At 62.3% G+C, this 25,479-nt stretch carries 16 protein-coding genes; 2 read left to right on the top strand and 14 right to left on the bottom strand.

Going from position 1 to position 25,479, the window contains the following annotated elements; translation table 11 throughout:
• Window positions 1-247: 247 nt before the first annotated feature.
• The 7 genes from L8F45_RS06690 to L8F45_RS06660 form a co-directional block, all read right to left on the bottom strand.
• On the bottom strand, window positions 248-6,250 hold the full coding sequence (locus L8F45_RS06690; RefSeq protein WP_342362102.1) for an autotransporter-associated beta strand repeat-containing protein: 6,003 nt from the start codon (window positions 6,248-6,250) through the stop codon (window positions 248-250).
• A gap of 775 nt (window positions 6,251-7,025) precedes the next feature.
• Window positions 7,026-7,568 carry a hypothetical protein gene (locus L8F45_RS06685; RefSeq protein WP_342362101.1) on the bottom strand — a complete coding sequence of 181 codons (543 nt, stop codon included), beginning with the start codon at window positions 7,566-7,568 and terminating at the stop codon, window positions 7,026-7,028.
• Between the two features lie 277 nt (window positions 7,569-7,845).
• On the bottom strand, window positions 7,846-8,847 hold the full coding sequence (locus L8F45_RS06680; RefSeq protein ID WP_342362100.1) for a GlxA family transcriptional regulator: 1,002 nt from the start codon (window positions 8,845-8,847) through the stop codon (window positions 7,846-7,848).
• Between the two features lie 639 nt (window positions 8,848-9,486).
• Window positions 9,487-10,350 carry a carbohydrate ABC transporter permease gene (locus L8F45_RS06675; RefSeq protein ID WP_342362099.1) on the bottom strand — a complete coding sequence of 288 codons (864 nt, stop codon included), beginning with the start codon at window positions 10,348-10,350 and terminating at the stop codon, window positions 9,487-9,489.
• A complete protein-coding gene (locus L8F45_RS06670; RefSeq protein ID WP_342362098.1) occupies window positions 10,347-11,321 on the bottom strand; it encodes a carbohydrate ABC transporter permease in 975 nt (324 codons plus the stop codon). The genes L8F45_RS06675 and L8F45_RS06670 overlap by 4 nt, the downstream gene beginning before the upstream one ends.
• A gap of 9 nt (window positions 11,322-11,330) precedes the next feature.
• Window positions 11,331-12,665, bottom strand: coding sequence for an extracellular solute-binding protein (locus L8F45_RS06665; RefSeq protein WP_342362097.1), 1,335 nt, complete (start codon window positions 12,663-12,665; stop codon window positions 11,331-11,333).
• 29 nt (window positions 12,666-12,694) lie between these two features.
• Window positions 12,695-14,305 (bottom strand): gamma-glutamyltransferase family protein, encoded by a 1,611-nt coding sequence (locus L8F45_RS06660; RefSeq protein ID WP_342362096.1) that lies wholly within the window; start codon window positions 14,303-14,305, stop codon window positions 12,695-12,697.
• A gap of 167 nt (window positions 14,306-14,472) precedes the next feature.
• Here L8F45_RS06660 and L8F45_RS06655 point away from each other — a divergent pair, with 167 nt between their 5' ends.
• Entirely contained in the window at window positions 14,473-15,708 is a 1,236-nt protein-coding gene (locus L8F45_RS06655) for an ROK family transcriptional regulator (RefSeq protein ID WP_342362095.1), read from the top strand.
• Here the strand turns inward: L8F45_RS06655 and L8F45_RS06650 are convergent.
• Together L8F45_RS06650 and L8F45_RS06645 are read right to left on the bottom strand one after the other, a co-directional pair.
• Window positions 15,683-16,618 (bottom strand): ROK family protein, encoded by a 936-nt coding sequence (locus L8F45_RS06650; RefSeq protein ID WP_342362094.1) that lies wholly within the window; start codon window positions 16,616-16,618, stop codon window positions 15,683-15,685. The genes L8F45_RS06655 and L8F45_RS06650 overlap by 26 nt on opposite strands.
• 1 nt (window position 16,619) lies before the next feature.
• Window positions 16,620-17,678 carry an SIS domain-containing protein gene (locus tag L8F45_RS06645; RefSeq protein ID WP_342362093.1) on the bottom strand — a complete coding sequence of 353 codons (1,059 nt, stop codon included), beginning with the start codon at window positions 17,676-17,678 and terminating at the stop codon, window positions 16,620-16,622.
• Between the two features lie 17 nt (window positions 17,679-17,695).
• Here L8F45_RS06645 and L8F45_RS06640 point away from each other — a divergent pair, with 17 nt between their 5' ends.
• Window positions 17,696-18,574: an aldose epimerase family protein gene (locus tag L8F45_RS06640; protein WP_342362092.1), complete on the top strand. Its 879-nt coding sequence runs from the start codon at window positions 17,696-17,698 to the stop codon at window positions 18,572-18,574.
• On the opposite strand, the gene L8F45_RS06635 is transcribed toward L8F45_RS06640, so the two are convergent.
• From L8F45_RS06635 to L8F45_RS06615, 5 genes are all read right to left on the bottom strand, one after another.
• Complete coding sequence (locus tag L8F45_RS06635) at window positions 18,571-19,617, bottom strand: metal-dependent hydrolase family protein (protein WP_342363382.1); 1,047 nt, start codon at window positions 19,615-19,617, stop codon at window positions 18,571-18,573. The two genes, L8F45_RS06640 and L8F45_RS06635, sit on opposite strands and share 4 nt — an antisense overlap.
• A gap of 635 nt (window positions 19,618-20,252) precedes the next feature.
• Window positions 20,253-21,314: an ABC transporter ATP-binding protein gene (locus tag L8F45_RS06630; protein ID WP_342362091.1), complete on the bottom strand. Its 1,062-nt coding sequence runs from the start codon at window positions 21,312-21,314 to the stop codon at window positions 20,253-20,255.
• 7 nt (window positions 21,315-21,321) lie between these two features.
• On the bottom strand, window positions 21,322-22,347 hold the full coding sequence (locus tag L8F45_RS06625; protein ID WP_342362090.1) for an ABC transporter ATP-binding protein: 1,026 nt from the start codon (window positions 22,345-22,347) through the stop codon (window positions 21,322-21,324).
• On the bottom strand, window positions 22,348-23,787 hold the full coding sequence (locus tag L8F45_RS06620; RefSeq protein WP_342362089.1) for an amidohydrolase family protein: 1,440 nt from the start codon (window positions 23,785-23,787) through the stop codon (window positions 22,348-22,350).
• Between the two features lie 76 nt (window positions 23,788-23,863).
• Complete coding sequence (locus L8F45_RS06615; protein WP_342362088.1) at window positions 23,864-25,459, bottom strand: ABC transporter substrate-binding protein; 1,596 nt, start codon at window positions 25,457-25,459, stop codon at window positions 23,864-23,866.
• Window positions 25,460-25,479: the final 20 nt, after the last annotated feature.

The raw sequence follows: 25,479 nt of genomic DNA, 5'->3' as shown, positions 1-25,479 counted from the left end.
GGCCGGCGAACCTCGCCGCTACCAAGCGATCTGTCGGACTTGGATAGTTGCGCAGCGACAACAAGGTATGCCCATAACCGGCTGTTCGAGTCCGCTCTTCATAACCAACATTCAGATCACACTCGCGCAGCCCATGAGGCCTTTCAACTCGCAATATCTGCGGGAAGAGTCTCCGACTGCGCCTCGTTCAAGGGAAACGCGACGATGCCGGCGCGCGAAATCGCACGGATCTTGATGGCGGGAAATCTCAGAACTGCAATTTGAGACCTGCGTTGAAGGCCTTGCCGTGGACCTTGTCGCCGAAGCGATAGTCGCCGCGCACGAAGCCGAGGAAGTTCGTGTCGACGATCTTGAACTGCAGCCCGCCGCCAACCTGGCCGAAGGTGCCGACGCGCTCCGACGTCACGTCGAATGTCGTGCCGATCGTCTGCACCGTCGCCTTCGTGTCGCTGGCGAACTCATGCCACACCGAGCCATGGATGAAGGGCGCGAGAATCAGCTTGTCCTGCACCACGAAGCTCGTGCCGATATTGGCGCCGGCCCGGCCCAGAATGCTGTTGATCGCCGCAAACGTCGCCTGATCGCCCGTCCCCGTCGCCAGCGGCAGGTTGCCGAAGGTGTAGCGCCCCTTCGACACGCCGATCGACGGCTCGACATACCAGCTCTCGAACAGGCTCAAACGGTAGGACATGTTGGCGTTGAGGCTCAGCCCGTCGCCGGTCAGACGCTGATCCCTGGCTGTGAACGCCACGCCGCCGCCCGACGAGTTCACCACCGCGTCGTAGAAATCCTTGCGCAGGTTCACTTCCGCCACGAACGGCCCGTTCGACAGGAAGGCGTACAGCGCGACATAGGGCACGTTCATCTTGATCGACGTGCTGACGCTGGTCGAGCCGCCGCCCGGCGTCGGCGTCACCGAATATGACCGGCCATTGGTGTTGGCGACGCCGCCGAAGACGCCGGTGTTGAAGTTCCAGCCGGTGCCGTGGATGTTGTAGACGCCAAGGTCGGCGCCGGCCTGGAAGCCGGTGAAGGTCGATTTGGTGTTGGTCGCGGACTGCGAGACCAGACCCGATCCGGTCGACGAGCCATTGAGATTGGTGGTCGCGTCGCCAGTCGAGAAGCGGATGAACGGGCCGCCGCCGATCTGGTTCGGGGCCGGATCATCCGGCCGCGACACGATCGCCGAGGCGCCCTGGAAGAAGCCCGTGGTCAGGCTGGAGATCGCGCTGTTGAGCCCCGTGGCCACGCCCGCCACCGGGGCCGGATTGAACACCGACACCACCTGGAAGCGGCCCGAACCCGGCGAACTCTCGGCCAGGAAGTAGTTGATGAAGCCGTTCGTCGCCACCAGCCCCTGATTGACCGACAGGCTCGAGCCGCCGGTCACGGTCAGCACGTCGATCGGCGTCGCGAAGGCGACGGTGCCGGGCTGGACAATGTTGAACACCAGCGACGTCGAACCCGAGCCTGCGCCGTTGACCGTCACCAGATCGGCGCGCGCGCCTGATGCGCGCGACAGATCGATATCAAGCGCGATGCGCGAGCCGGCGACGCCGGTGTAGCCGCCGCCCAGCGTCAGCGAATCCGTGATCGAACCGTTGCGCAGGTCGATCAGGCCGGCCGCCGTATTGACGAAGCTCGTCGCGCCGAGCGTGCGCGATCCCGTCGCCGTCACCGTGCCGCTGTTCGTAAAGGTCGTGACGCCGGTGAAGTTGCCGCCTGTCAGCGCAAACGTGCCGCTGTTGGCGAACGTGCTGTTCGCCGTCGTCGCCCCGTTGACGGTGAAGGTTCCGCTGTTGACGTTCGCGCCATTGAGCGCCCCGCCCGTCGTCGTGGCGATGTTGGAGTTGGTCAGGCCGTTCGACACAATCCCCGAATTCGCGAACGTGCCGGAATTGACGATCGAGCCGCTCCAGGTCCCGGTGTTGTTGAGAATGCCGGAACTCGACGCGACATTGCCGGTCCAGGTTCCGGCGTTGGTGATCGTCCCGGTGTTCAGCGCGACATTGCCGTTCCAGAGACTGTTGTTGGCGATCGTCCCCGTGTTCGAGGTGATGGCGCCGTTCCAGGTCCCGTTGTTGGTGATCAGGTTGCTGTTCAGCGCGACATTGCCGTTCCAGAGATTGTTGTTGGTGATCGTCCCGCTGTTGCTCGCGACGTTGGCGTTATAGGTCCCGTTGTTGGTGACCGTTCCCGCGTTGGTCAGATCGTCATTGATGGTGCCGCCGGCGTTCACCGTGATCACGCCGCCGGCGAGATTGTTGATCGCGTTCGCCGTCAGCGTGCCTGATACGCTGATCGTCGCCGAGTTGGTCAGCGTCGTGATGCCGGAGAACGTCGCGCCGGCGTTGACGAGAAGCGTCGCGACTTCCTTGTTCTCGAAGGTCGAATTCGTCGTCGAGTTCGTGCTCACCGTGAACACGCCCGCGCCCATATTGACGATCGTGCCGGTGATCGTCCCCGCGCCATTCCAAGCGCCTGAGTTGACGATGTCGGTCGTGCCGGTGACGACGCCTTTCCAAGTCCCGGTGTTGTTGATCGTTCCCGTCGACGCATTGGTCACGTCGCCGGTCCATGTTCCGCTGTTGTCGATCCGGCCGCCGTTCGTCACGTTGCCAGTCCAGGTCGCGGCGTTGACGATAATGCCGGTCGAGCCGTTGACCACGTCGCCGGTCCAGATCGCCGCGCCGGTATTGTTCACCGTGCCGCTGTTCGACAGCGTTCCGTTCACGGCTCCGGTATTGTTGAACGTCGTCCCGTTCTGGTTGCTCACCGGCGCATTGAGCGTGCCGTTGTTGTTGATCGTTCCGCCGCCGCCGGCCGTGTTGGTGACAGACGCGACCGTCTGCGTCGTCGCCGCGGCGATGTTCAGCGCACCCGCGTTCACCGTCACCGCGCCCGTGCCCAGCGCATTGGTCGCATTCGCGTTCAGCGTGCCGCCGCCGACCGTCGTGCCACCGCTGTAGTTGTTGTTCCCGGTCAGCGTCAGCGCGCCATTCGAAGTCGTGGCCAGCCTGCCCCCGCCGGAGATAACGCCGGACAAGGTCAGGTCAGGAAATCCAACGCCGCCGACGCCGACGTCCAAGTTCGCATTTAACGTAATGCTGTTGCCAAGCGTGAATGGCCCTGCATTGACGGCATTCGTTGTGAACAGGCCGGCCGCCGTGTTGACCGTCAGAGCGCCCGTTCCCAGCGCCGTGTTGCTGCCGATGCCGAGCAGCGGGGCGCTCAACGTCGTGCCGCCGGTATAAGAGTTATTGCCGGTCAGGATGGTGCTGCTGGGCGAAACTCGCGTGATTACCAAAGAGCCGCCAACGCCTGCGATCGTTCCATCCAGCCTGAGATTGCCGCCGCCGCCAACGCCCGACGTCAGCGTCAACTGATTGGCGTTGAGATTGACCGCGTTCGCCAGTGTGATGTTCAACCCGCCGGTGTTCGTCAGCGCGCTGTTGCCCGTCACCGTCAGCGTTCCCGTGCTGAGCGCGCTGTTGTTGCCGACCGCAAGCGTTCCCTGATTGAGCGTCGTGCCGCCAGAATAGGTGTTCGCGCCCGTCAGCGTCAGCGTGCCAGTTCCTATCTTGGCGATGCCGCCGGTGCCGAAGCCGGTGTTATCGCCGATCGTGCCTGAGAACGCCGCCGGCGAGGTATTGTCCGCGCCGATCGTCAACGTCGCGGCACCGCCATTGCCAAGAATAACCGTCCCGCTCCCTGTCAGCGAGCCGATGGTATCGCTTGTGGCGATGAAAAGGCCTGCGGGGCTATTCATCGTCACCGCGCTGGCGTCGGGGATTGAGTCTCCGCCAACAGCCACTAGCCCACCGGCGGAAATCGTGGTGCTGCCGGCGTAGCTGTTGTTCGTGAAAAACGCGACGGTGCCGCCCGGCATGTTCACTGTCACATTGCCGACGTTTGCGCCGATCGCGGCGCCTACGATGATTTGCGCAGCTCCACCTCCGAATGTCAGATCTGTGTTTGCGGCGGAGCCATTGACGCCGCCATTCAAAAACAGTCGTCCGGCATCCGCATTGATGCGCGACGCCGTATTCAGCGTGATCGCGCCACCGTGGACGCTATCGCCCGAGATGTTGCGCAGCGCGCCATCATTGGCGACGCCGGTTCCGTTGAGCGTGATCGCGTTGCCGAAGTTGATGCCGCCCTGCAATTGCAACGCAGCGCCGCTCGTGACGATGACGGCGCCGGTTCCCAGCGCCGAGTTGCTCTGCGCATTGATGACGCCGGCGCTGATCGTGGTCACGCCGGTATAGGTGTTCGCGGCGTTGAGGATCAGCATCCCGGCGCCGATCTTCTCGAGCGGACGCGGACCCGCTGTTTCCGAAATGACACCCGATTGCGTGGCCGTTCCCGTGAGAACCTGCAGCTGCGTCGTGTTCGAATTGATGTTGATCGGCGCGGCGTTGTTGACGCCGGCGCCATAGTCGATCACCGAACCCGTCGTCTGGATCGCACCGAAACCTGCGGCAAGATTGGTCTGCAGGCTCAGCGTGCCGCCCGCCAGCACCATGCCGCCGGAAAAGCCGGCCGTATTGAGCCCGGCCCCGAAGGTCAGCGTGCCGGCTCCGATCTTGCCCAGCGTGCTGGCGCCGGTCAGCGTGCCCGTCAGCGTCAGATTATTCCCGCTCGTGACGTCGATCGCGCCCGTGGATGTCATGTTAATGGTGCGCGCGGTCGAGAAGGAGCTCGTCGCTTGCAGCACGCCGCCATTCAGCGTGACGCCGCTCGCGGCGCCGCCGAGATTGGCGTCGGCGCTGACCGACAGCGTGCCGAAATCGATCGTCGTGCCGCCGGTGTAGGTGTTGGTCCCGGTCAGCGTGAACGTGCCGGCGCCCGACTTCGCCAGCGCGGTCGGATTCGCCCCGTCCTGGATCACGCCGTCAAACTGCGAACTCGCGTCGTTAAGTCCAACCCTTAACGTCGCCGTCGCGCCGCCGCTGTTCGTCACCACGCCCGAGCCGGTCAAGGCGCTCACATTCGTGGCGCTGCCGGCAATGTCCAGCGTCGCGCCGCTCGCAACATTGACAGTCGGGAACATGGAGAGATTCCCCAGGAAGTTCGCGTTGCCTGTCAGCGTGCCAAAATCGACGGAAATTGACGTCGCGCCGCCGTTGCTGATGGAAAATGATGGCGCGAACGAGACTGTGCCTGTGTTTCCGGTCGAGCCAACATGCACCGCAACGCCCGATCCAAAGCCGAGGTTAGTGGGCGATAGGGTCAGCGTCGTCCCTGCGGCCGCGCTTACAGTCGGCGTGCCGTTCAGGGTAAAATTCAGCGGACTCAGAGCCAGAGACGACGTCGCCAGCAACGCGCCCGTTCCCGACACGGTGACATCGCCGGCGCCGAGGGCGCCCGAATTATTGATGCTCAGCGTACCTGCATTGATCGTCGTGCCGCCAGAATAGTTGCTGGTCCCGCTCAGCGTCAGCGTGCCGGTTCCGGCCTTGATGAGCGCCGTCGCGCCATTGATCTGGCCAGCGTAGGAGCCGCTGAGATTGCTGGCGTCGCCGACCGTCAGCGTGCCGCCGCCCTGGATAACCGCCGCGCCTGTCGTCCCCGTCAGCGCGCCGAAGGTCACGCTGTTGCCTCCGGTGTCGATCGTCCCTCTATTGGTGACTGTCGTCAGGCCAGTCAGGGCGCCGACAATATTGAATGTCGAGACGGCGCCGTTGGTGAGCGCTCCGTTGAACTGCCCCCGGGCGTTGACTGTTCCGACGTTGGTGAGCGCGCCATTGAAGATGCTGGTCGCGGCGTTCGTGTTCAGCGTGCCGCTATTGTTGGAGCCGCCGCCGGTCGCTGTGACCGTGCCGGCGTTCGTGAAGGTTGCGCCGGTATCGTTCAAGAACCCGGCGGCCGTGACGCTGCCGCCCGCCTGGACATTGACGCCCACCGCCGCGGCGCTGTTGTTCTCGAGAACAGTCGTGATCGTCAGGTCGGCGCTGACGTTGATCGAGGATGTTCCGCTGATGAGCAACGAGCTGGCGGCGGATCCCGCCGTGCCGACCGTAACGGGATTGTTGGTGGTGTTGTTGATGCTGGCGTTGACGCCGGCGTTGGGAGCGTTGTTGTTCCAGTTGCCGTTCACGCTCCAGTTGCTGTCCGTGGCGCCCGTCCACAAGGTCTGCGCCATCGCATCGGGCGTGAAAGCCGCCACGCCGACGAGCGCGGTGCTCCCGAGCAGAAGGGCGATCCGACGCCTGCCCCGTCCGCCGTTCACAAACTTCGAGCCCGACATCCCGACCCCTGTTGTTATTTCTGACGCGACCCGCCGGACACGGATTCGCAAATTTTTGAAACGCAATAGCCTTGAAGAGATACAAGGCGGTTTTCCCTGGGGCAACAATTGCGCCGTCCGGCCGCCGCAACCGGCGACGCCGAAACCTTGTGCAACAAATACACAAATACTTGATTCAACGTATATAATTAGCTTTCTCGGCTAATCATCCTGAAGTCATCGGCCAAAGCGCGGCGACATTGTGTCGGCGAGTGTCGCGCGGGAGCAACACTACCGGAAACAGTCGAGGCAAGCTCAGCCGCTGAACGCGGCCTGAGCCTCCGGCAGTCGCCAGATCCTGTTGATCGCCGCGGCGCCAGCAGCGACTATTTCACTTTCGTCGTCCTGAACATATTGACCGCGATCGATCAGCACGCGCCCGTCGACGATCACCTGATCGATGTTGGCGCGGTTCGCGAGCGCGATCAGCCCGCGTCTGGGATCGAAGAGCGGTTGCAGATGCGGATGGGAGAGATCGACGACCGTCAGGTCGGCGGTCGCGCCCGGCGCGACGATCTCAAGTTAATCAAAATCCGCCATGATCGCCGAAACTCGACGGTCCCGGACACGGCGCGCCATGCGGTCTCGGCTGGCCGTTTCGGGGGATTCTCCGGCGCGTCCCGACGCCGTCGTCGACGCAATGGCGATTGCCGCCAGCCAAAGGCGCAATCGCAACTTTCCGCTAGCGTTTAGTTGTGAAAGCTCCAAGGCGACCACGACAGGCGCCTGGTTTCATCTATCCCCGCACTCCGGTGGTCGCGTTCGGTTGTTTGGCGATATCTTCCAGGACGCGCTTCGTGTACTTTTCCTCGCCTCCGTGGGCGAAGTTGAGCGCCTTTTTCCAGAGCTTGCCCATGAGCAGGACTACGCCCTCATGTCCCGCCTGCGGCATGCGCCGATGAGGGGTAAATCGAATGTGCTGAAGAATCTCGGAGATATATTTGCGTTCACTGTCGCTGAAGTCGGTTGGCGTGATCTGATAGACTTGCCGGTTGACTCCGTCTTGAAATTGATCCCGGTCATTTTGTCTGGCGTAGCCGATCATCTTCCATGCGAAGTTGCTGAGGTAAGCATCAAAATTCGGCGTCCCGATTTTCAGCTTGAGATATTCCTCCCGCCCCATGGCGCATTCGAGATAATAAGGCAGGACCTGGACGAGAGCTTGCTGCGTCTTCCTGAGAGCAGCCTCGAACTCGCCATCAGGCCGAACCTTGTCGGCGTTGCCGATATCAATGACGACCTGTGGGCGATTCTGATAGCTGGGCCCGTTAACAGACATGCGTGCTCCCGAGAAAAGAACATGCCGGCTAATGCCGTAACGATTCAACTCCGCCGAAACTCTCGAAGCCGGCGCATGCATTCCAGATCACACGTTCAGCCGCATGGCCCGGCGCAACAACGCGATATCATCTGATTGCACGCGTCGAGATCGAGGACTTCAGCGCACGAAGAAATAACACCGCGCCGAAAGCGCGACCATCGCTCGCAACATGCAGTTCTGGCCAAAGACGCCGAAGATCCGGCCAATGCGGATCACCAGCGCGCTCGAGCCCCCATTATTCAACATTTCCGGAGCGCGGATTCTGGAATCGCGCGCGGTATTGTTGAAGCGTCACGCCAAGTTGGCGAACGACGGCGCGTCTCAGGCTGTCCGTAGCGCCAAAACCGCACCGCTTGGCAATCGCCTGGGCGGACATGGTGGTGTCTTCAACCAGGCGTCTGGCCTCGTCGACCCGAATTCTCTCGACATAGTCGCGCGGAGTCTCTCGAAGCTCCTCGACAAATAGACGGCGGAAATTTCGCTCGCTCATGCCGACGCGGCTGGCGAGAGAGGCGGCGCTCAAATCCTCTGAAAGGTGCGCCAAAGCCCATTCCTGTGCTTTGCGAATGGCGGGAGCGGCGCTGAATTGGGCCTGCAAATGCGAACTGAATTGCGACTGACCGCCCGGCCGCTTGAGAAACACGACCATATTGCGGGCCACGTTCAATGCGAATGTTCGCCCGTGATCTTCTTCGATGAGCGCCAGAGCGAGATCGATGCCGGCCGAAATGCCGGCGGAGGTGTAGGTCTGCCCATCCCGCACAAAGATGCTATCGACCTCAACCGTCGTTGAGGGGAAGTCGCGCGCAAGGATCGGCGCCACGGCCCAGTGCGTCGTCGCGCGTTTGCCTTCAAGGAGACCTGAAGCGGCGAGAGGGAAAGCGCCGGTGCAGATCGAGCCATGTCGCCGGGCCCGCGGGGCCGCCGCCCGCAACCAACCGGTCAGCGCCAGATCACGCGAGGCGCTGGCCTGACCATCGCCACCGGCGATCAGCAAGGTGTCGATCGATCCATCCAGTTCCGCGAGCGCGAAATTGGGCACGATGCAGAAGCCGAGCGACGTCATCACCGGTTCGGTCGAGACGGCGGCGATCGAGAGACGATAAATGGACCGCTCAGCCAGAAAATTCGCCATGGCGAACGCCTCCATGGGCCCGCAAACATCCATCGCCATGACGTCTGGATAAACAAGAACGACAACGTGGCGTGGCAGATCAGTTGAAACAGGGACGTTCATGGCCAGATCGACTTCTGAAACCGCAGCCATGATCTTGCGTTCAACTTTCTTTCATGACGAGATCGGGAGAGTCACCCGTCGCTGCGTCATTTTGAAGCTCTAGCGAACGGCGGCTGAGCGCCAACTCCGGACATTCAGGGCCGTTCTCCAAAGCAGACGCTCGCCGCACGGATGCGTGGTCAAACATGATCGCGAGGAAAAGATTGATTCCAGTCTCGGACGAATATCGTCGTTTCGTTTAAATACGCCTCCACGCGTGACGCGAGATGAAATTTGGCCGCACCCGCCGTCAGAGCAGAGAAAGTCTCGACGCGGGTGCGCCACCCGTCGCGTCCCTGCGTTGTCGTCAAATGGAACTCCTGTCGCGCAGAAAGCGAATCGTCTGGGCGAATAGAAAATCGAAGTGTTCCGGCCGAATCATATTCAACATCATTGCGTATCTGCGCATTTGCCCGATGCGTCATTCCATTGCAGTTTCGATTGCCGGAGCCCCGATTTCTACATCGCCTCCGCTCATCTCGGGGCGAACAGCGGTTGCGCCGCCGTCGAACTCGGATTTCTCACCGATCAGCGTGTAGGCGATGCCCAGTTTGAAGGCTTCAGACCAAAGAGAATATAATGCCAACGTTGAATACCGATTCAACTTTTCAGACCTGACCCAGCCACGCTCTTAATGAAATAACGCTGGAGGAAGGAGTAGGCGATGACGACGGGAGCAAGCGCCATCGTCGCCGCCGCCATCAGTGTTGGAAGATCGGTCTGATAACGATCGTCCTGCATGATCGCCATGCCGAGCGACATGGTTCTCATTGTCGCGCTGTTGGTCGCGACGAGCGGCCAAAGAAGACTGTCCCACTCCGAAAGGAACCGCAGAATGCCGAGCGAGATCAGCGCAGGCGTATGCATCGGCACGACGATCTGAAGCAAAATGCGCCACTCGCCGGCGCCGTCGATTCGGGCGGCGTCGATCAGCTCATCCGGGGTTCCAGCAAGGGCCTGCCGCATGAGGAAAATGCCGAAACTTGAGATGGCGAACGGTACGATCAATCCGGCATAACTGTCGAGCCATCCAAGATCTCGGACGATGAGATATTGGGGTATGACGAGAACGATGAACGGAACCATCATCGTGGCGATGATTATCGCAAAGATGATCGGCTTGCCGGGAAAACGGTATTTCGCGAGCGCGTAACCGGCCAACGTCGCGAAAACGAGATCAAGCAGCGTGATCGCCGCGCAAACGACCAGGCTATTGAAGAAATATCGCCCAAAATCGATGCGGGCAAAGACATTCTTGATATTCTGGACGAGATTGGGATGGTCCGGGATCCACCAGGGAGCTTGTGTGAAGACATCCTCATGCGTCTTTGTCGCGGTGAGAACCATCCAGGCAAGCGGAACGATGATGAGCGCGCAGCCGAAGATCAGCGCGGCATGCGCTGGCCAGTCCGTCGCAAGGCTGCGCAGATAGGCGCGGCGATTGGCGGAGGAGAATGGGATCACGCGCTTTCTCCGCCACGGGGACGCAGAAGGCTAAACTGCACCGCGGTGAGAACAAGAAGCGCCGCGAACATCAACATTGCCATGGCTGAGGCGTAGCCCATTCGGTTGAAGCCGAATGCGGTTTCGTAGATCAAATACGGAAGGACCTTGGTCGCGTCAGCCGGCCCGCCATTGGTCAGCGCATAGAAAAGGCTGAAAGCCTGCGCCGCGCGGATCACCGAGATCACCATCACGAACAAAAGAAATGGTCTTAGAAGTGGCAGCGTCACATATCGGAACAGAGCCCAGCGACCTGCGCCGTCAAGCCGGGCCGCCTCGTAATACGTCATGGGGATCGCCTGCAGGCCGGCGAGGAAGATCACCATGTAATAGCCGACGTTCTTCCAGAGGCTCACCAGGATCACCGCCGGCATCGCGAGGTCGCGGTTGTTCAGCCACTGCACGCCAGTCACTCCGAAAGGTTCAGTCACGACCTCGATCAGGCCTCCAACCGGAGCGAGAACGACGCGCCACAGCGCGGCGACGACGACAAGAGTCAGCACGGCTGGTGCGAAGATGACCGCCTGATAGAAACTGCGGCCCTTGATATTGCGGTCGAGCAGGATGGCGAGGCCCAGCGAGATGGGCAGTTCAAAGGCCAGTAGCACGACAGAATAATAGACCGTCACCCAGGCCGAATGCAGAAAGTTGGGGTCGGTGAGCAGTCGCTCGTAGTTGCGCCAGCCGATAAAGCGCGGTGGACCAATGAGGTCCCATGAGGTCAGGCTGACATAGGCGGCGTTACCGATCGGATAGAAGACGAACGTCGCGAAAAAAACGACGGACGGAAGCACCATCAGCCACGCCGTGCCGGCGTGACCGGGCGCTCCGCCGCCGTGAAGAGCGCCTTTTAGTCTCGCAAAAGAGGGCGCCATGAATCCGCGGACGGCGAACCGCCGTCCCCGGTTCGCAGAAGGACTGATCGCCGTCACGGGCGTTCGTCAACCCTCAAGCAAGCGGTCAACTTCCGCGGCGAATTGTGGAACGACCACCTCGGCCTTTTCCCCATTCGCCGTCACACGATCATAGGCTTTGGCGACAATGCTCGAGAGCTCGACGAAGCGAGCGGTGCGCGGCATGGGAACGCCGACCGAGAGATCCGCGAGGAAAGACTTGATGCCAGGAATGGCCTGCACAGCGGGGTCCTGATCGAAGCCTTTCCAAGGCTGGACATATTGTGCTTGCTGCAGCCACACCTTGCGGTTCTCCGGCTTGGCCGTCATGTAGGCGACGAACTGCCAAGCTTCCTTTTGCACAGACGATCTGGCGCTCACCATCCACACCCAGGGATTGAGGCGGGTCTTAACCTGTCCGCCTGCGAATTGCGGCAGTCGCGCGATGCCGTACACGCCATCCTTGAATGTAATCTTCGGATAGGCGGCCTCAAGCGACGGCTGGAGCCAGAGGCCGGAGTTGATCATAGCCGCACGTCCGGCGCCGAAATCGTCAATCGGATTGATTGTCGGCGCAAGGCCAAGCGCGGCGAATTTATTCGAGCCGTGAAAAGCCTTGGAGACGTAGTCAAGAACAGCGACGCCACCGTCGTTGTTGAAGCCGTTCTTCGCGCCGTCCTTTGAAATGAAATCGACGCCCTTCTGCGGAAGCATCGCTCCCCAATAGTAGAAATGCGACGAATTGCTACGCGCAAGCCAAGACCATCCGGCGCGGATCACCTTGCCATTGCTGTCAGTCTTCAGCAATTTTCGAGCGGCCGCAGCGACGTCCTCCCACGTCTGCGGCGGCTGGTCGGGATCGAGCCCGACCTCCTTAAAGAAGTCTTTTCGGTAGTACATTGAGATGGAGGCGAGATCCATCGGGATGCCGTAGAGCTTCCCATCGACCACGAATCCGTCAAGCACCCCGGGCTCGTAGGCCGCGACAAGTTCATCCTGCGTCTTGAAGCCAAACGCAGTCGGATCCACCGGGGCGATCAGCTTGCGATAGACGTAGTTCGGCAGGTTGCTGTCGCCGACTGAAACAAGGTCGGGGCCGCCGGCCCCACCGGCCCATGCGGTGATGATTTTCAGTTCGTTCTGATTGGTTTCAAAATCTTCGTGCGTGACGTCGATCCCGGCTTCCTTCCTGAAGCCAGGAGCCATGATCTCGTTGACGATCCTCACCCGCGACGGAAATGTGTGACCCCAATAAAGAATCTTCTTGGCGGACTGCGCCCTGGCGCCGCCGAGCGAAGCGCCAGTCGCCGCGATTGCGCCGCTCGCGCCAAGCGAGCGCAGCATGGCGCGACGTGAAAAACCTTGTCCAGTGAAGTGTGACATGACTCATCCCCTGCGTGTTTGCTCTGCCCTTACCAGCCAACCGCGTAGCTCATGCGGCGCGGGTCAGCGCCAGCGCTCAAGCGGCCGTCGCCATGACGTTTCACCGCGCAAACCCCGCCTGCCAGCGCCGCATGACGCGGCCATTCAGAAATGGCGTGTCCCCTTCGACGAAGATCGTCCCCGATCTCGGCCATCAAAGGCGCCTCGAGCTTCAAGCCCATGGGTTCGCACGGATGCGGATCCTCGGTCGCCGGTACAGCCGTGGTCGCCCAGCGCGGCGCCTCGACGGCCGCCTGCAAATCGAGGCCGAGATCAAAATGGTTCACGAGCATCTGCAGCATGGCGTTGGTCTGCACTTCACCGCCCGGCGTGCCATAGGGCATCACGAAATCCTCGCCCACGACGAGGCCGGGATTTGGCGTCAAACGTGGCCGCTTGCCAGGCGCGACGTGATTGGGATCGCGCGGGTCGAGCGAAGCCTGGAGACCTCGGTCCGAAATTCCGAACCCAAGAGACGGCGCGATCGGCGAGATCAGCATTGTGGAGTCGCTCGGCGTTGCAGAGAACGCATTGCCCATTCGGTCGACGACGCAGGCGTAAGTCGTGTCGGGACCGCCGAGGCCGACCGGCGATGACTGATCGGTGAGGTTCGCCGCGCGCGTCAGTTCAATGCGCCGTGCGTGCTCCGCGCCATGCCCGGCCGAGATAAGACGCTCCAGGGGCGGATTCACGACATCCGGATCACCATAAAAGCGATTCCGGTCGGCGAGCGACGCCTTCGCCGCCTCGACAAGCACATGCGTCCGATCCGCGACCGTCATGCGCTTTAAATCGAAACGTTCAGCGATGCGCAACATCTGCAACACCGCCGGCCCCTGACTCCACGGACCACACGCGAAAACCGTTTGGCCCCGATACGTCACAGAGACAGCGGGGAGCTCCTCCACAGCGAAATCGTGCAAATCCTCGACGCGCAGGAACGATCCGACGCTCTCGGCGAAGCGACCGATCTCGGCGGCGATTTCGCCCTTATAAAAGGCGTCACGCGCTGCGATGACGCCCGCTTCCCGTTTGCCACGTGCCTTCCGCTCGGCGGCGGCAAGATGCTCAAGAGTGGCGGCGAGGCGCGGCTGACGCAGGATATCGCCAGTCGCCGGAACGGATCCGCCGGGCAGATACGTTTCAGCAGCGCCGGGCCAACCGCGCAGGCGCTCCGCGTTCTCGGCGAGATTGGACTGCAGAAAATAATGCATCGCGAAACCATCGCGCGCGAGCTCGATCGCGGGGCTGAGAATGTCTGCCGCCGACATCGTGCCATAGCGGCGGAGCGCCAACAGCCAAGAGTCCACGGCCGCTGGCGTCACCCAGCGCTGCGGTCCCTCTGGAATGCGCCCGCCGCCAGCGGCGGCCACGGCTTGGAGCGTCGCTAGCTTCGGCCAGCGGCCAACGCCAGCGATCGTCGTCGTGCGCCCGTCGGCCATGCGGATCAGGATCGGCGCGACGCCGCCGAGATTGGCCATGTCTGGCTGAAGAACGTTGAGCGCGAACCCGGCCGCGACGCCGGCGTCAACGGCGTTCCCCTTTCCTTCGAGGATGCGCAGCGCCGCAATGGCGGCAAGCGGATGCCCAGCCGCAACCATGTGACGGCTGCCAGTCAGTATGATCCGGCCAGTCGGCGCATCCACTACACCCATGCGTCGTAGGTCCCTCCTGGCTTATTCAATCCATCGATTTGATTTAATAGGGTTGCGCAAGAACGCGCAACCGTCTTCTGATATCTCTCGAATTCGAGCCGACGTTTGGAGCCATGGCGCTTTTCGGAACCAACCTGGAGCATGGGCAGCGCTACAATCGGCGCGTTGTTTTGGAGGCCATTCGCCTCCACGGGCCGCTGTCACGCGCCGAAATCGCCCGCCGCACCGGCCTGTCCGCGCAAACGATCTCCAACATCATGGAGGTGCTGAAGCGTGAGCATTTGGTCACCGAACGGGCGCGACGGTCCGGCTCCCGCGGCCAGCCGCCGATCAACATCGAAATTGATCCAGCCGGCGCCTACTCATTCGGCGTCTCCTTCGATCACAGCCGATTGTCAGTAATCCTGCTCGACCTCGGCGGCGCGATTCGCGGTGAAGTAGTTCTGCCCGTGATCGAAGCGACACCCGACGTGCTCGTCCCGCTTATCGAATCGGCGGCGCAGGCGCTGCTCGGTCGTCACGCGGCTCCGCGCGAACGGGTCTGGGGGCTCGGTCTGGTGCTGCCGGCGCTCGTTCGCAACGGCGACCCAACCGCGCTTGGCCCGCTTCCAGGACCAAACTGGCAAGAGTTTCCCGTCGCCGACCGTTTGCAAGAACGGCTCAGCCTCCCCGTGCTGGTCGATAACGATGCGACGGCGGGAGCGATCGGCGAGATGCTTTACGGCGCCGGCAAGGCGCTGCGCAGCTTCTTCTATTTCTATCTCGGCGTCGGGCTGGGAGGCGGGATCGTCATGGACGGGCGGCCGGGGCGGGGCGCGTCCGGCATGGCGGGCGAGGTCGCTCATCTGATCAGCGTGCCCGGCGGACTTCCCTGTGCGTGCGGGAATTCCGGTTGCCTCGAACGCTATGTCTCCTTATCCGCTGCGCAAAGCGCGCTTACCGGCGAGCCCGAGGGCGCGCGGGCGGTGGATGTGGCGGCGCTAGCGGCCGCCTACGCCGCGAAAAATCCGCGACTGACCGCGTGGATTTCGGCGGCGGGCATACATCTGCGCAACGCCATCGTCAGCGTTGAGAATCTGCTCGACCCTGAAGCTGTGATCGTCGGCGGGCTGATGCCGGAGCCGTTGCTCGATGCTTTGCTCGCAGCCATCGAACCCCTGCCGCCGAGCGTATCCAGCCGTCACAATCCGCAGGGTCGGCGGCTGGTGAAGGCGCAGGCCGGCCTCAACACGCGGGTGCTGGGCGCCGCGGCGCTTGTGATGTTCGACACAATGACTCCTGACTTCGCCCGCCTGAGGCGCCAGGAGCATACGGAGCCAGAGCCTATTCGGCTGGCCGACGCTTCCTGATCGCGCCTGATCGTTCGCCTGCGAGCAGCGCGGCTCCAATGACTCCGGCATCGTTGCCGAGCGCGGCCGGAACGACCTTCACATCCGCCAACAGCATCGGCCAGGTGAAATCCGGCAGCGCCGCGCGGATCGGGTCGAGCAGCGCCGGGCCAGCGGCGCTAATTCCGCCGCCAACAATACACCCGTCAAGCGCCAGCGCGTTGATCAGCCCACCGAGCGCCTGAGCGATGCGGCGAGACGTTGTTGCAACCGCCTTCGCCGCGGCGGCGTCAATCGCGATGCGATCGAACAACTCTTTCGGATCCGCAATCGCCGCCCGCCCCCCGGCGCTTCGATAAGCGGCAAGAAAACCTTGAGCGCCGGCGAAACTCTCCAGGGATCCCGGCCGACCGGCGCCGTGCGACGGCCCTCCCTCGTCCAACACGATCGCCCCAAGTTCGGGCGGCTCGCCTCGCCGACCCGTGACCACCTGCCCGTCCAGCGCCACGCAGCCGCCGACGCCGGTGCCGAGAGTCAGCATCGCGAAGCGCCGGAACGCCGAGGCGGCGCCACAATTCAGCTCTCCGATCGCAGCCGCGACGCCGTCGTTGGCGACATGGACCGGCGCCCCGATTTTGTCCGCCATCAAGGCCGCCAGCGGGCGCTCGCGCAGGATCGCAATGTTAGCCCCGCCGTCCGTTAGCCGGCCTGTATCCGCATCGATATGCCCGGGCATGCAGACGCCGATCGCTGTCGCCCGCCCGCCCACGTCCACATCCAGCGCCCTGCAGGTTTCGACGACGCGCTCCAGAAAACCCTCAAACGCGCCATCAGCGGCGAACGGGAAGATGCGGCGGACGAGCATCCGGCCCGCGGCGTCGATGGCGCCCGCCTTCACAGCCGTGCCACCGATATCGACGCCAATCAACATTTCAGGCCGGCAATTTGATCGAGAGGGCCTTCGACAGACCGGGATAACGCATCGCCTCGGGCTCCATGCTGCGCCGAAGCGCAAGATGCGTCGCAAGCCATTGAAAGGGCGCGATCGCGGCCAATGCATCAAGCGGCGCGGCCGGCGCACGGATCTGCATCCAGTCGAACGAAGTCGACGTCTTGGTGAGATTGAGAATGCGCACTTGCACGCCACGCTCGGCCATGACGCGGGCGGTCGTTTCCGCGACATGTCTTTCGTCCGTCGCTGCGACAATCATGACGACGAGACTCTCCGGACCAACGCCATGCAGGCGTCCATGAAGCAGCTCCTCGAACGTGAAGGCGGCCGTCGCGAAACCCGTGATCTCAGCCACTTTGAGCGACGCTTCGAGCGCGATGCCGAGAAAGCGGCCATTCCCCGCTATGACCACATTGTCGACATGGTCGAGCTTCGCCGCGAACTCTTCGGCCGCCCCTTCCGCCGCCTCGATCAGCGCCGCGAACCGCGCTCGAGAAAATTCGGGCAGATACGCGCCATTTGCCCGCGCGGCGACGCCAAGCACGGCAGCCAGAGTGGCGGTGAACCCTTTCGTTTTCGGTCCGATGGGTTCGCCTCCGATGCAAAGGACTAGGCGCGAAGCGGGCAAGCGGGCAAGCGGGCTGTCGGCCTCGCATGTGACGATCAAAAGAGGACCACCCGCCCCCAACGCTCGCTCAGCAGCCGCGACACTGGTCGTGCTCGCGCCGCTTTGCGACAGGATCAGAGCCGGTCTCGCGCCGTAATCTTCCGCGAGATAGGCTGACGGGCCAACGACCGGCGGGCGCGCCAGCGAAGGCAATGTCTCCGCCACAACCGAAAGCGCATTCAGCGACGAGCCCGAGCCGATCAGAACGGCGCCCGCCAGAGAGAACGCCGGGGCGGTGTCCGCAGCCCGCAACGCCGCAGCAATTACGTCCGGTTGGTCTCGAATATAGTCCTGAATCCGCACCCGATGGACGCCTCGCCAAATTTCATCCAATAAGTGGATTAAATGCTGCCTCGCTCCTGTGCAAGGCAATCGGCGAGACCGCTTTCGTGGACGAGACGATCCATCTCAGGTCAAGAGGGTCTGAAGCGAGTATCTCGCTTTTGGGCGCGGAACTCACGAGGCTGGCGTTCGAAGGGCGGGAAGTACTCTGGCGGCCGGAGCCCGCGATCTGGGCCGGCGCGTGCCCTATACTCTTCCCGGTGGTTGCGGCGGTCCGCGGCGGTGTTGTGCGGGTCGACCGTCGCGAATATGCGATGCCTTTGCATGGCTTCGCCGGAATTCGACGCTTCGATTTCGTCGCGGCGAGCCAAACAAATTGCGAACTTATTTTGCGCGATGACGACGACACGCGCGCTCATTATCCATTCGCATTCCGGCTTGGCGTAAACTTCGCGTTGCGGCCCAAAGCGCTAGAGATCACGGCGCGCATCGAAAATCCAGGCGAAAAGCCGCTGCCGGCGAGCCTTGGATTCCATCCCGGCTTCCGCTGGCCGCTCGTAGAGGCCGCGGCGAAATCGGATCACGTCGTCCTCTTCCCGGACGATCGCACGCTCGCCTACACACGCCCGATTGAACGGCTGGTGGGTCCTAAGCGTGGCATTCTTCCCTTGCAGGACGGCCGGCTGCCGCTTTCGCCGACGCTGTTTGCTACCGGCGGAGTACTTCTCCTCGGGCTCAACAGCCGCTCCGTCGCCTTCGGTCCGCGCGACGGCGAAATGATCCATGTGGATTTTCCGTCATTGCCGTATCTCATGCTGTGGAGCCGGCCGTCGGCGCCATTCCTCTGCATCGAACCGCTGAGCGCCCATGCCGATCCAGTTGGGTTCGACGGCGAACTCGCGGAAAAGCCCGGCGTCACGCTTATATCGCCCGGCCAATCCGCGACCTTCTCGATGCGGATTCGTTCGTCATTTCGCGGTTCCTAACGCGCCAGATCCGCCTTGAGGATCGGCGCCGCGACAAGTCCTGCGCTGCGCACGCCATCGTCTTTGGCGTAAACAAGCGATCCCGCTCGATAGACCCGCGCCGTGCGCGTCAGGTCGAGGATGTTCGTGGTCGCATCGCCTTCGGTGACGGTGATGTCCGCGATCTTTCCGCTCTCCAGCGTGCCAACCTCTCCTTCGACGCGGCATACGCTCGCCGCTGTGCGCGTCGCGGACAAAATGATGTCGAGCGCGGACATGCCGGCTTGCCGCATCAGATCGAGCTCGGCGGAGACATCGCCCACCGGGTTATACAAAGTCGTCGCGTCGGTGCCGAAAACGATGCGCACGCCAGCCTTCACCGCGAGCGAGATGCTGTCGAGATGCGGCCGCCGCAACAGAACGGAGCGGTCGATCACGAATTGCTCCTCGCCGCCGGCGGGGCCGCGCTCGACGATACGAGGATAAACCGAGAGGGTCGGACAGAGCGCGACATCGTGCTTCACGAGGAGCTCGGCCCCACGTTCGTCGAGAAAAACGCCGTGTTCAACGCTGTCCGCGCCCGCTTCGATAGCGTTTATGATCCCCTGCGTCGCAAGCGCATGGACAGCAACAGGACGTCCCGCGTCGTGCGCCACCTCGGCGGCGGCCCGCATTTCCGCGACCCCGAGTTGCACTTGCGTCGGCAGCTCGGTCAGCGTGCCGGCTCCGCCTGTCGCCATCAGCTTAATAACGTCTGCGCCGCGCTTGATCTCCTCACGCGCAAGCTTTCGCACCTCGTCCGGTCCGTCCGCTTCTTGGCTGAGGTTCCGCCAGCCGTGTCCGCCGGTGATGCATATGGCCTTGCCGCTTGCGAGGTAGCGCGGGCCGACTGTCCAACCTTCATTAAGCGCGCGCTTCAATCCGAAGACTTCGGGACTTTTCGCGCCAAGATCGCGAATCGTCGTGAAGCCGGCGCGGAGCGCGGACTGAACATAGTTTGCGCCCCAAATCGCCGCCGCGCCTTGCGGCAAATTCAGCAGTTGCGGCTCATGAAACACATGCATGTGACTATCGATCAGACCGGCAGTGACCGTATGGCCACTTACATCGACCACCTCAGCCCCGTCGTGAACATCGGAGGTCTCGACGGGGCCGACGCGACCGATCCTTCCGTCGACGATCTCCACGGCGCCGCGCGCGAGCACTTCGGCTCCACGCCCGCTGACCACCCGTCCGCCTGACAAAATGATCCTGCCCATCGCACGCCCTTTGCTCAATTCATTTGATTTAATAATAAGAGGCTGCGCGAACATCAAGCCGCTACAGCCGAGACCCATGGTAAGCCGATGCCTAATCCTGTCCTGAAAGCTTTGGGCCGACCGCTTCGGCTTGGCATCGTCGGCGACGCGCCGCCCTGCCCCATGCGTCTCGTTCATCGGACGGCGACCGAAATGTCAGGTTGCTTCCGCCTCGTTGCAGGAGTGATGTCCTCGAACCCGGATCGCTCGCGGCGCGAAGACGCTCAGCTGATGTCGGCTCTTCGTTGCCAGGACGCCACTTTCAGGATGTGGCGCAAGTACGCTTTCGTCTGACTGATGGAGCGCGCGGGCGACTTGACGTCTGCAACGCGGCGGCCAGCTTGTCGAGGTTGATATCTATCCCCTCAAGGTCAGCGACATTCTGATCTGACCTCGCGCGCTCAAGTCGCGCGAAGGCGATCCCTCTTGAGGCGTGCAAATCGCTGCATCAGGACCGGATTGAACGGCTGCTTCGCGATCAACTTCGTGTCCGGAAGCGCCTCAGCGAAATGGCAGGCGACCTGAGCGCCTCCGGGCAGCGCGCGCAGATCAGGCCGCTCAACCTGGCATCGATCCCGAGCATGAATGCAACGGGGATGAAAGGCGCAACCCGGCGGCGGATTAGCCGGGCTCGGCGCATCGCCCTGCAAAATCGCGCGACCTTCACGCAAGCCCGGCGCTGGCAATGGCGCGGCTGCCAGCAGCGCCTGCGTATAGGGATGGCGTGGCGCGGCATAGAGCGTGCGCTTATCGGCAAGCTCGACAATGCGACCGAGATACATCACCGCGACCCGCGTCGCGATGTGTTTCACGACCGCAAGATCATGCGCAATGAAGATATAGGAGAGTCCGAACTGGCTCTGCAGATCCTGAAGCAGATTTACGACCTGCGCCTGAATGGACACGTCAAGCGCCGACACCGGCTCATCGCAGACAACGAGATCAGGCCGCGTCGCCAGCGCGCGCGCAACACCAATGCGCTGACGCTGCCCGCCGGAAAATTCGTGTGGAAAGCGCTCCGCATGCTGCGGGCCGAGACCAACGACGCGCAGCAATTCCTGCATCTTTGGCGTTACATCCGCTGGCTTCGCAAGGCCGTGCAAGATCAACGGTTCGGCGAGAATGTCAGCGACCGACATGCGCGGGTTGAGCGAGGCGAAAGGGTCCTGAAAGATAATCTGCATCCGCCGCCTGAGCGCCCGCAAAGCCGTTTTGTGGAGCGCTCGCACATCGGCGCCGTCAAACCGGATATTTCCCGACGTCGCTTCGATAAGTCGCAGGATGAGTCGGCCCGTGGTCGACTTCCCGCAGCCGGATTCGCCCACCAGCGCGAGCGTCTCGCCGCGCTTGAGCGTGAAGCTGACGCCATCGACCGCCTTCACAGCGCCGATGCTTCGCCCGAACGCGCCCGTGATCGGGAAATGCTTGGTCAGGCCGGAAACCTCGAGAAGAGCGCCGCTCATAGTCCCCTCAAGCTTCCGCCACTTCGATTGGCGCGCGCCAACAAGCCGCCAGATGATCGAGGCCAAGCGTTCGCAATGGCGGCTCCTCGTCGCGGCACCTTTTATTGGCGAGCGCGCATCGCGGCGCGAAGCGGCATCCCGCCGGCATCGCATCGGGGGAAGGGACCATGCCTTCGATTGTCTGCAATCGCTCACGATCTTTATCGAGCCGCGGGATCGATGCGAGCAGCCCGAGCGTATAAGGATGCTGAGCGTTGGCGAAGAGCGTCGCGACTGTGGCGCTCTCGACGATCTTCCCGGCATACATGACCACAACATCATCCGCGGTCTCGGCGATGACGCCGAGATCATGCGTGATCAGGACGATAGCCGCGCCGAGCCTTTTCTGAAGATCGCGCATGAGCTCGAGAATCTGCGCCTGAATCGTCACATCGAGCGCGGTCGTCGGCTCGTCGGCGATCAACACCTGCGGATCGCAGGCGAGCGCCAGCGCGATCATAACTCGCTGACGCATGCCGCCGGACATCTCGTGCGGATAGGAATCGACCCTGATTTCCGGAGACGGAATCCGCACGAGCCGCAGCATCTCGATCGCGCGCTCCCGCGCCTCGGCCGCCGACATGTCACGATGACGCCGCAACCCTTCGATGATCTGATCGCCGACCCGATAGACCGGATTGAGCGACGTCATCGGTTCCTGGAAGATCATTGCGATTCTGGCGCCCCGAATCTCTTCCAGTTCGGCCCGTGAGCACTGCAAGAGGTCGCGTCCGCCGAATATGATTTGACCACCGGCGCGAATTCCCGGCGGCTCCGGCACCAATCCCATGATCGACAACGAAGTTACGCTCTTGCCGCAGCCGCTTTCGCCAACGATGCCGAGCGTGCGCCCCTTGGCGACTGAGAAACTGACGCCATCGACGGCGCGATAGAAGCCGCGGTCCGTCCTGAAATGCGTCTTCAGATCGCGAACGTCGAGAACGATCTCACGATCGTCGCCTTGGTCGGCGCTCCGGTGAAGACCATCGCTCATTCAGGGCGCCCGCATCGGAAAGGCGAGCGGCGAAATCGTAAGATGATCGCGCTTCGCCCAATCAAAGTCTTTCACCTTCGGCTCGGCGCGTCGCTGCGCCTCCTCTAGAGCAGCCGCCGCAGCGGGATAGTCCATCGTCAGCACTTTGCCGCCGTCCACCGCAACGACGCCATTGACGATGACGGTCTTCACCGCGCGCTCCGCGGCGCAATAGATCAGGCTGCGCAGGGGATCGCGCAGCGGCCGCATCATCGGGTGGGTCGCATCGACGATGACGATGTCCGCCTTGGCGCCCGCCGCAAGACGCCCGACGTCGTCACGGCCAAGCGCTTTCGCGCCGCCGAGCGTCGCCGCGTTAAAGGCGTCGCTCGTGCGCAGATCGAATACATTCTCGGCCATCATGCGCGATCCAATGCAGACCGCGCGCAACTCCTCCAGCATGTGATGTGGATAAGTGTCGGTGCCGATTCCCATCTTCACGCCGGCGGCGACGTAGCGGCCAAAGCTCTGCATCGCGATGCCGCGTCGCTGGAAAACCACCGGGCAATGGGCGACGGTCACGCCATGATCGACCAGCATCCCGATGTCGTCAGTCTCCGGCCAATGCGCCGAGGTGTGATGATCGAGAAAAATGCCATGGCCGATGATGCTGACGTCGCTCAGGACGCCAAGCGACTTCAGCCACTGCACCGGCGTCAGACCATGACGGCGCGTGATTTCGTGAAATTCGACGACGCTTTGAGCTGCATGAATCTGGAAAGGAAGCCTGCGCGCCGTCGCCTCAGCGTGGCTGTCACGGATCAGCCCCGGCGTGCAGGTGTCGATCTGCGATGGCGACACCATGCCAGACATTCGTCCCGACGAATGTTTCGACGCGACTTCGATAAGCTTCAGCGCAGCTTCCATAGCCTTTGCGCCGGCCTGCTCATTCCAGTCATAGGTCACGACGTGGCCGTTATCGGTTCGCCATGAGGCCGAGCGATACATAGGCGCAAGAACGCCGCGCAGACCTGATGCGGCGAAGGCCTCAAGCCAGCCCTCCCAGGCGACGGACATATCGACCAAGGTCGTGACGCCTGACATGAGGAGTTCGGAATAGGCGACCTGAGCGCAAGCCTTCACCCCCTCGGCGTCGCAACGGAACAGCGGCATGAACTCATAAAGCGACGAGCCGTAGAGTCTTGCGCTGCCAAGCTCGTCATTCCAGCCTTTTGTCATCGGTTCGGACGATGGATGCGAATGAATGTTGACAAGGCCGGGCATGATCATCGCGCCTCGCCCGTCAATCATAGATGCGGCATCGCCCTGATAGGCGCCCCCAACATGAATAATCCGGTCGCCGTCATAAGCGACGTCGCCGTGGCGCAGATAGACATGGCCCTTCGCCCCGGCGTCATAGGCGATGATCCAGTCGGCGTTCCTGATGACGGTGACGGACATGCTGCAATTCCAACGTATCTGTGAGTGAGTTGCCGTCGCCGCGACGCGTTGAAATGCGTCGCAGCGACAACCGGCCTTATTTCGTGAATTTCAGGTCGAGGCCTTTGTAGAGGCCGCAGCCATAGATATTGTGGGCCTTGAACGGCCCCAGTCGCGCCGAGGCCGCGATCTTCATCGGCTCGTGATAAAGCGGAATCCAGACGGCCGCCTTATGCACCTGCTCGAGCACCTCGCCATAGGCTGCGGCGCGGTCGGCGTCGTTCGTGGCCGCCATTCCCTTCAGCAGTAGTTCGTCGGTGCGCGCATCCTTCCAGTTCATCCGGTTCGGGGTCGGCGCGTTGGTCGACTTGAAATAGAGATTGAGCGCGTCACCGGCCGAAATATAGGGATAGCTCATCCCGAACATGTCGAACTCCTGGGTGGCGAGCTTGCCCCAGGCGATAGTCGCATCGAAGAGCTGGATGCGCATGTCGACGCCGACCTTGCGCAAGTCGCCCTGGATCGCCTCCATCAACTTCTGCCAGGTCGACCCCGTGAAGCCATAGATGAGCGGCGAAAGCTTCTTGCCGTCCTTGACGCGGATTCCATCCGGTCCACGGACCCAGCCGGCTGCATCAAGAAGCTTGTTGGCTTCTACAACGTTCGTCTTGATCAGTTCAGGCGTGAGCTTCTTGTTCCAGTCCAGCGCTTCGGTGGAGATGTAGCTGTAAGCCGGCTCGACCTCGCCGAAGAACAGATTGTCCGCGATCGCCTTCTGGTCCACCGCCATCACCATGGCGCGGCGCACCGCAGCGTCGTTGACGCCATCCTTGTCGATCTTGAACCCAACGAAATAGGTCCAGAAGGCCTCCTTCATCTCCACGATCTTGAGATTCTTGTTGGCGCGCATCTGCGGCATGCCCGTGAACGGCGCATATTGCGTCACCTGCGATTGACCGGTCATTACCGCGGCGAGACGAGTCGCTTCTTCCGGCACGATGCGCCATACGATTTCTTCGATATGCGCCGGGCCTTTGTTCTCATAGATCGGAGGTCCCCATTTGTAGGCGGCGTTGCGCTTCATCCGGAATTCGTTGCGCGGCTTCCAGTCGACCCAGCAATAGGGTCCGGTTCCGTTGAAACCCTTGACGCCAAAATCGGCGCCGAGCGCCTCCACATTCGCCTTGTCGACCACGACGGCGAAGCTCTGGGTCAATTGATACAGCAACTCAGAGAACGGCGCCTTCAGCTTGTATTCGATGGTGTAGTCGTCGGCAGCGACGATATCCTCCACCTGCCCGGCCCGCCACGCCACCGGCGATCGCGTCGCCGGATCGATCCAGCGCTTGATCGAGTAGACCACATCCTGCGCCGTCATCTTCTTGCCGTCGCAGAAGCTCACATCGTTGCGCAGCTTGAAAGTGTAGGTCTTGGCGTCCGGAGAAACCGACCAGCTTGTCGCGAGACCCGGCTTGATCGTCGCCATGTCATAGTCGAGCGACACCAGCGTGTCGCCGAGCATGAATAGGATTTCCGACGCGGCGCGCGCTGTCGAGCGATGAGGGTCATAGCGATCGCTGTCGACCTCGCGCACCACGGTAATGCTGGCGTTCGACCCCTGCGCAATCGCCGGTCCGGCGAATGCAGCGACGGCAAGAGCCGCGCCTCCAATCGCCTTCAACAATGCTTTCATGATCTCTCCTCCACTCATGA

The sequence above is a fragment of the Terrirubrum flagellatum genome (assembly GCF_022059845.1).
Lineage (GTDB): Bacteria > Pseudomonadota > Alphaproteobacteria > Rhizobiales > Beijerinckiaceae > Terrirubrum > Terrirubrum flagellatum.
This window is presented reverse-complemented; position numbering and strand designations above follow the sequence as displayed.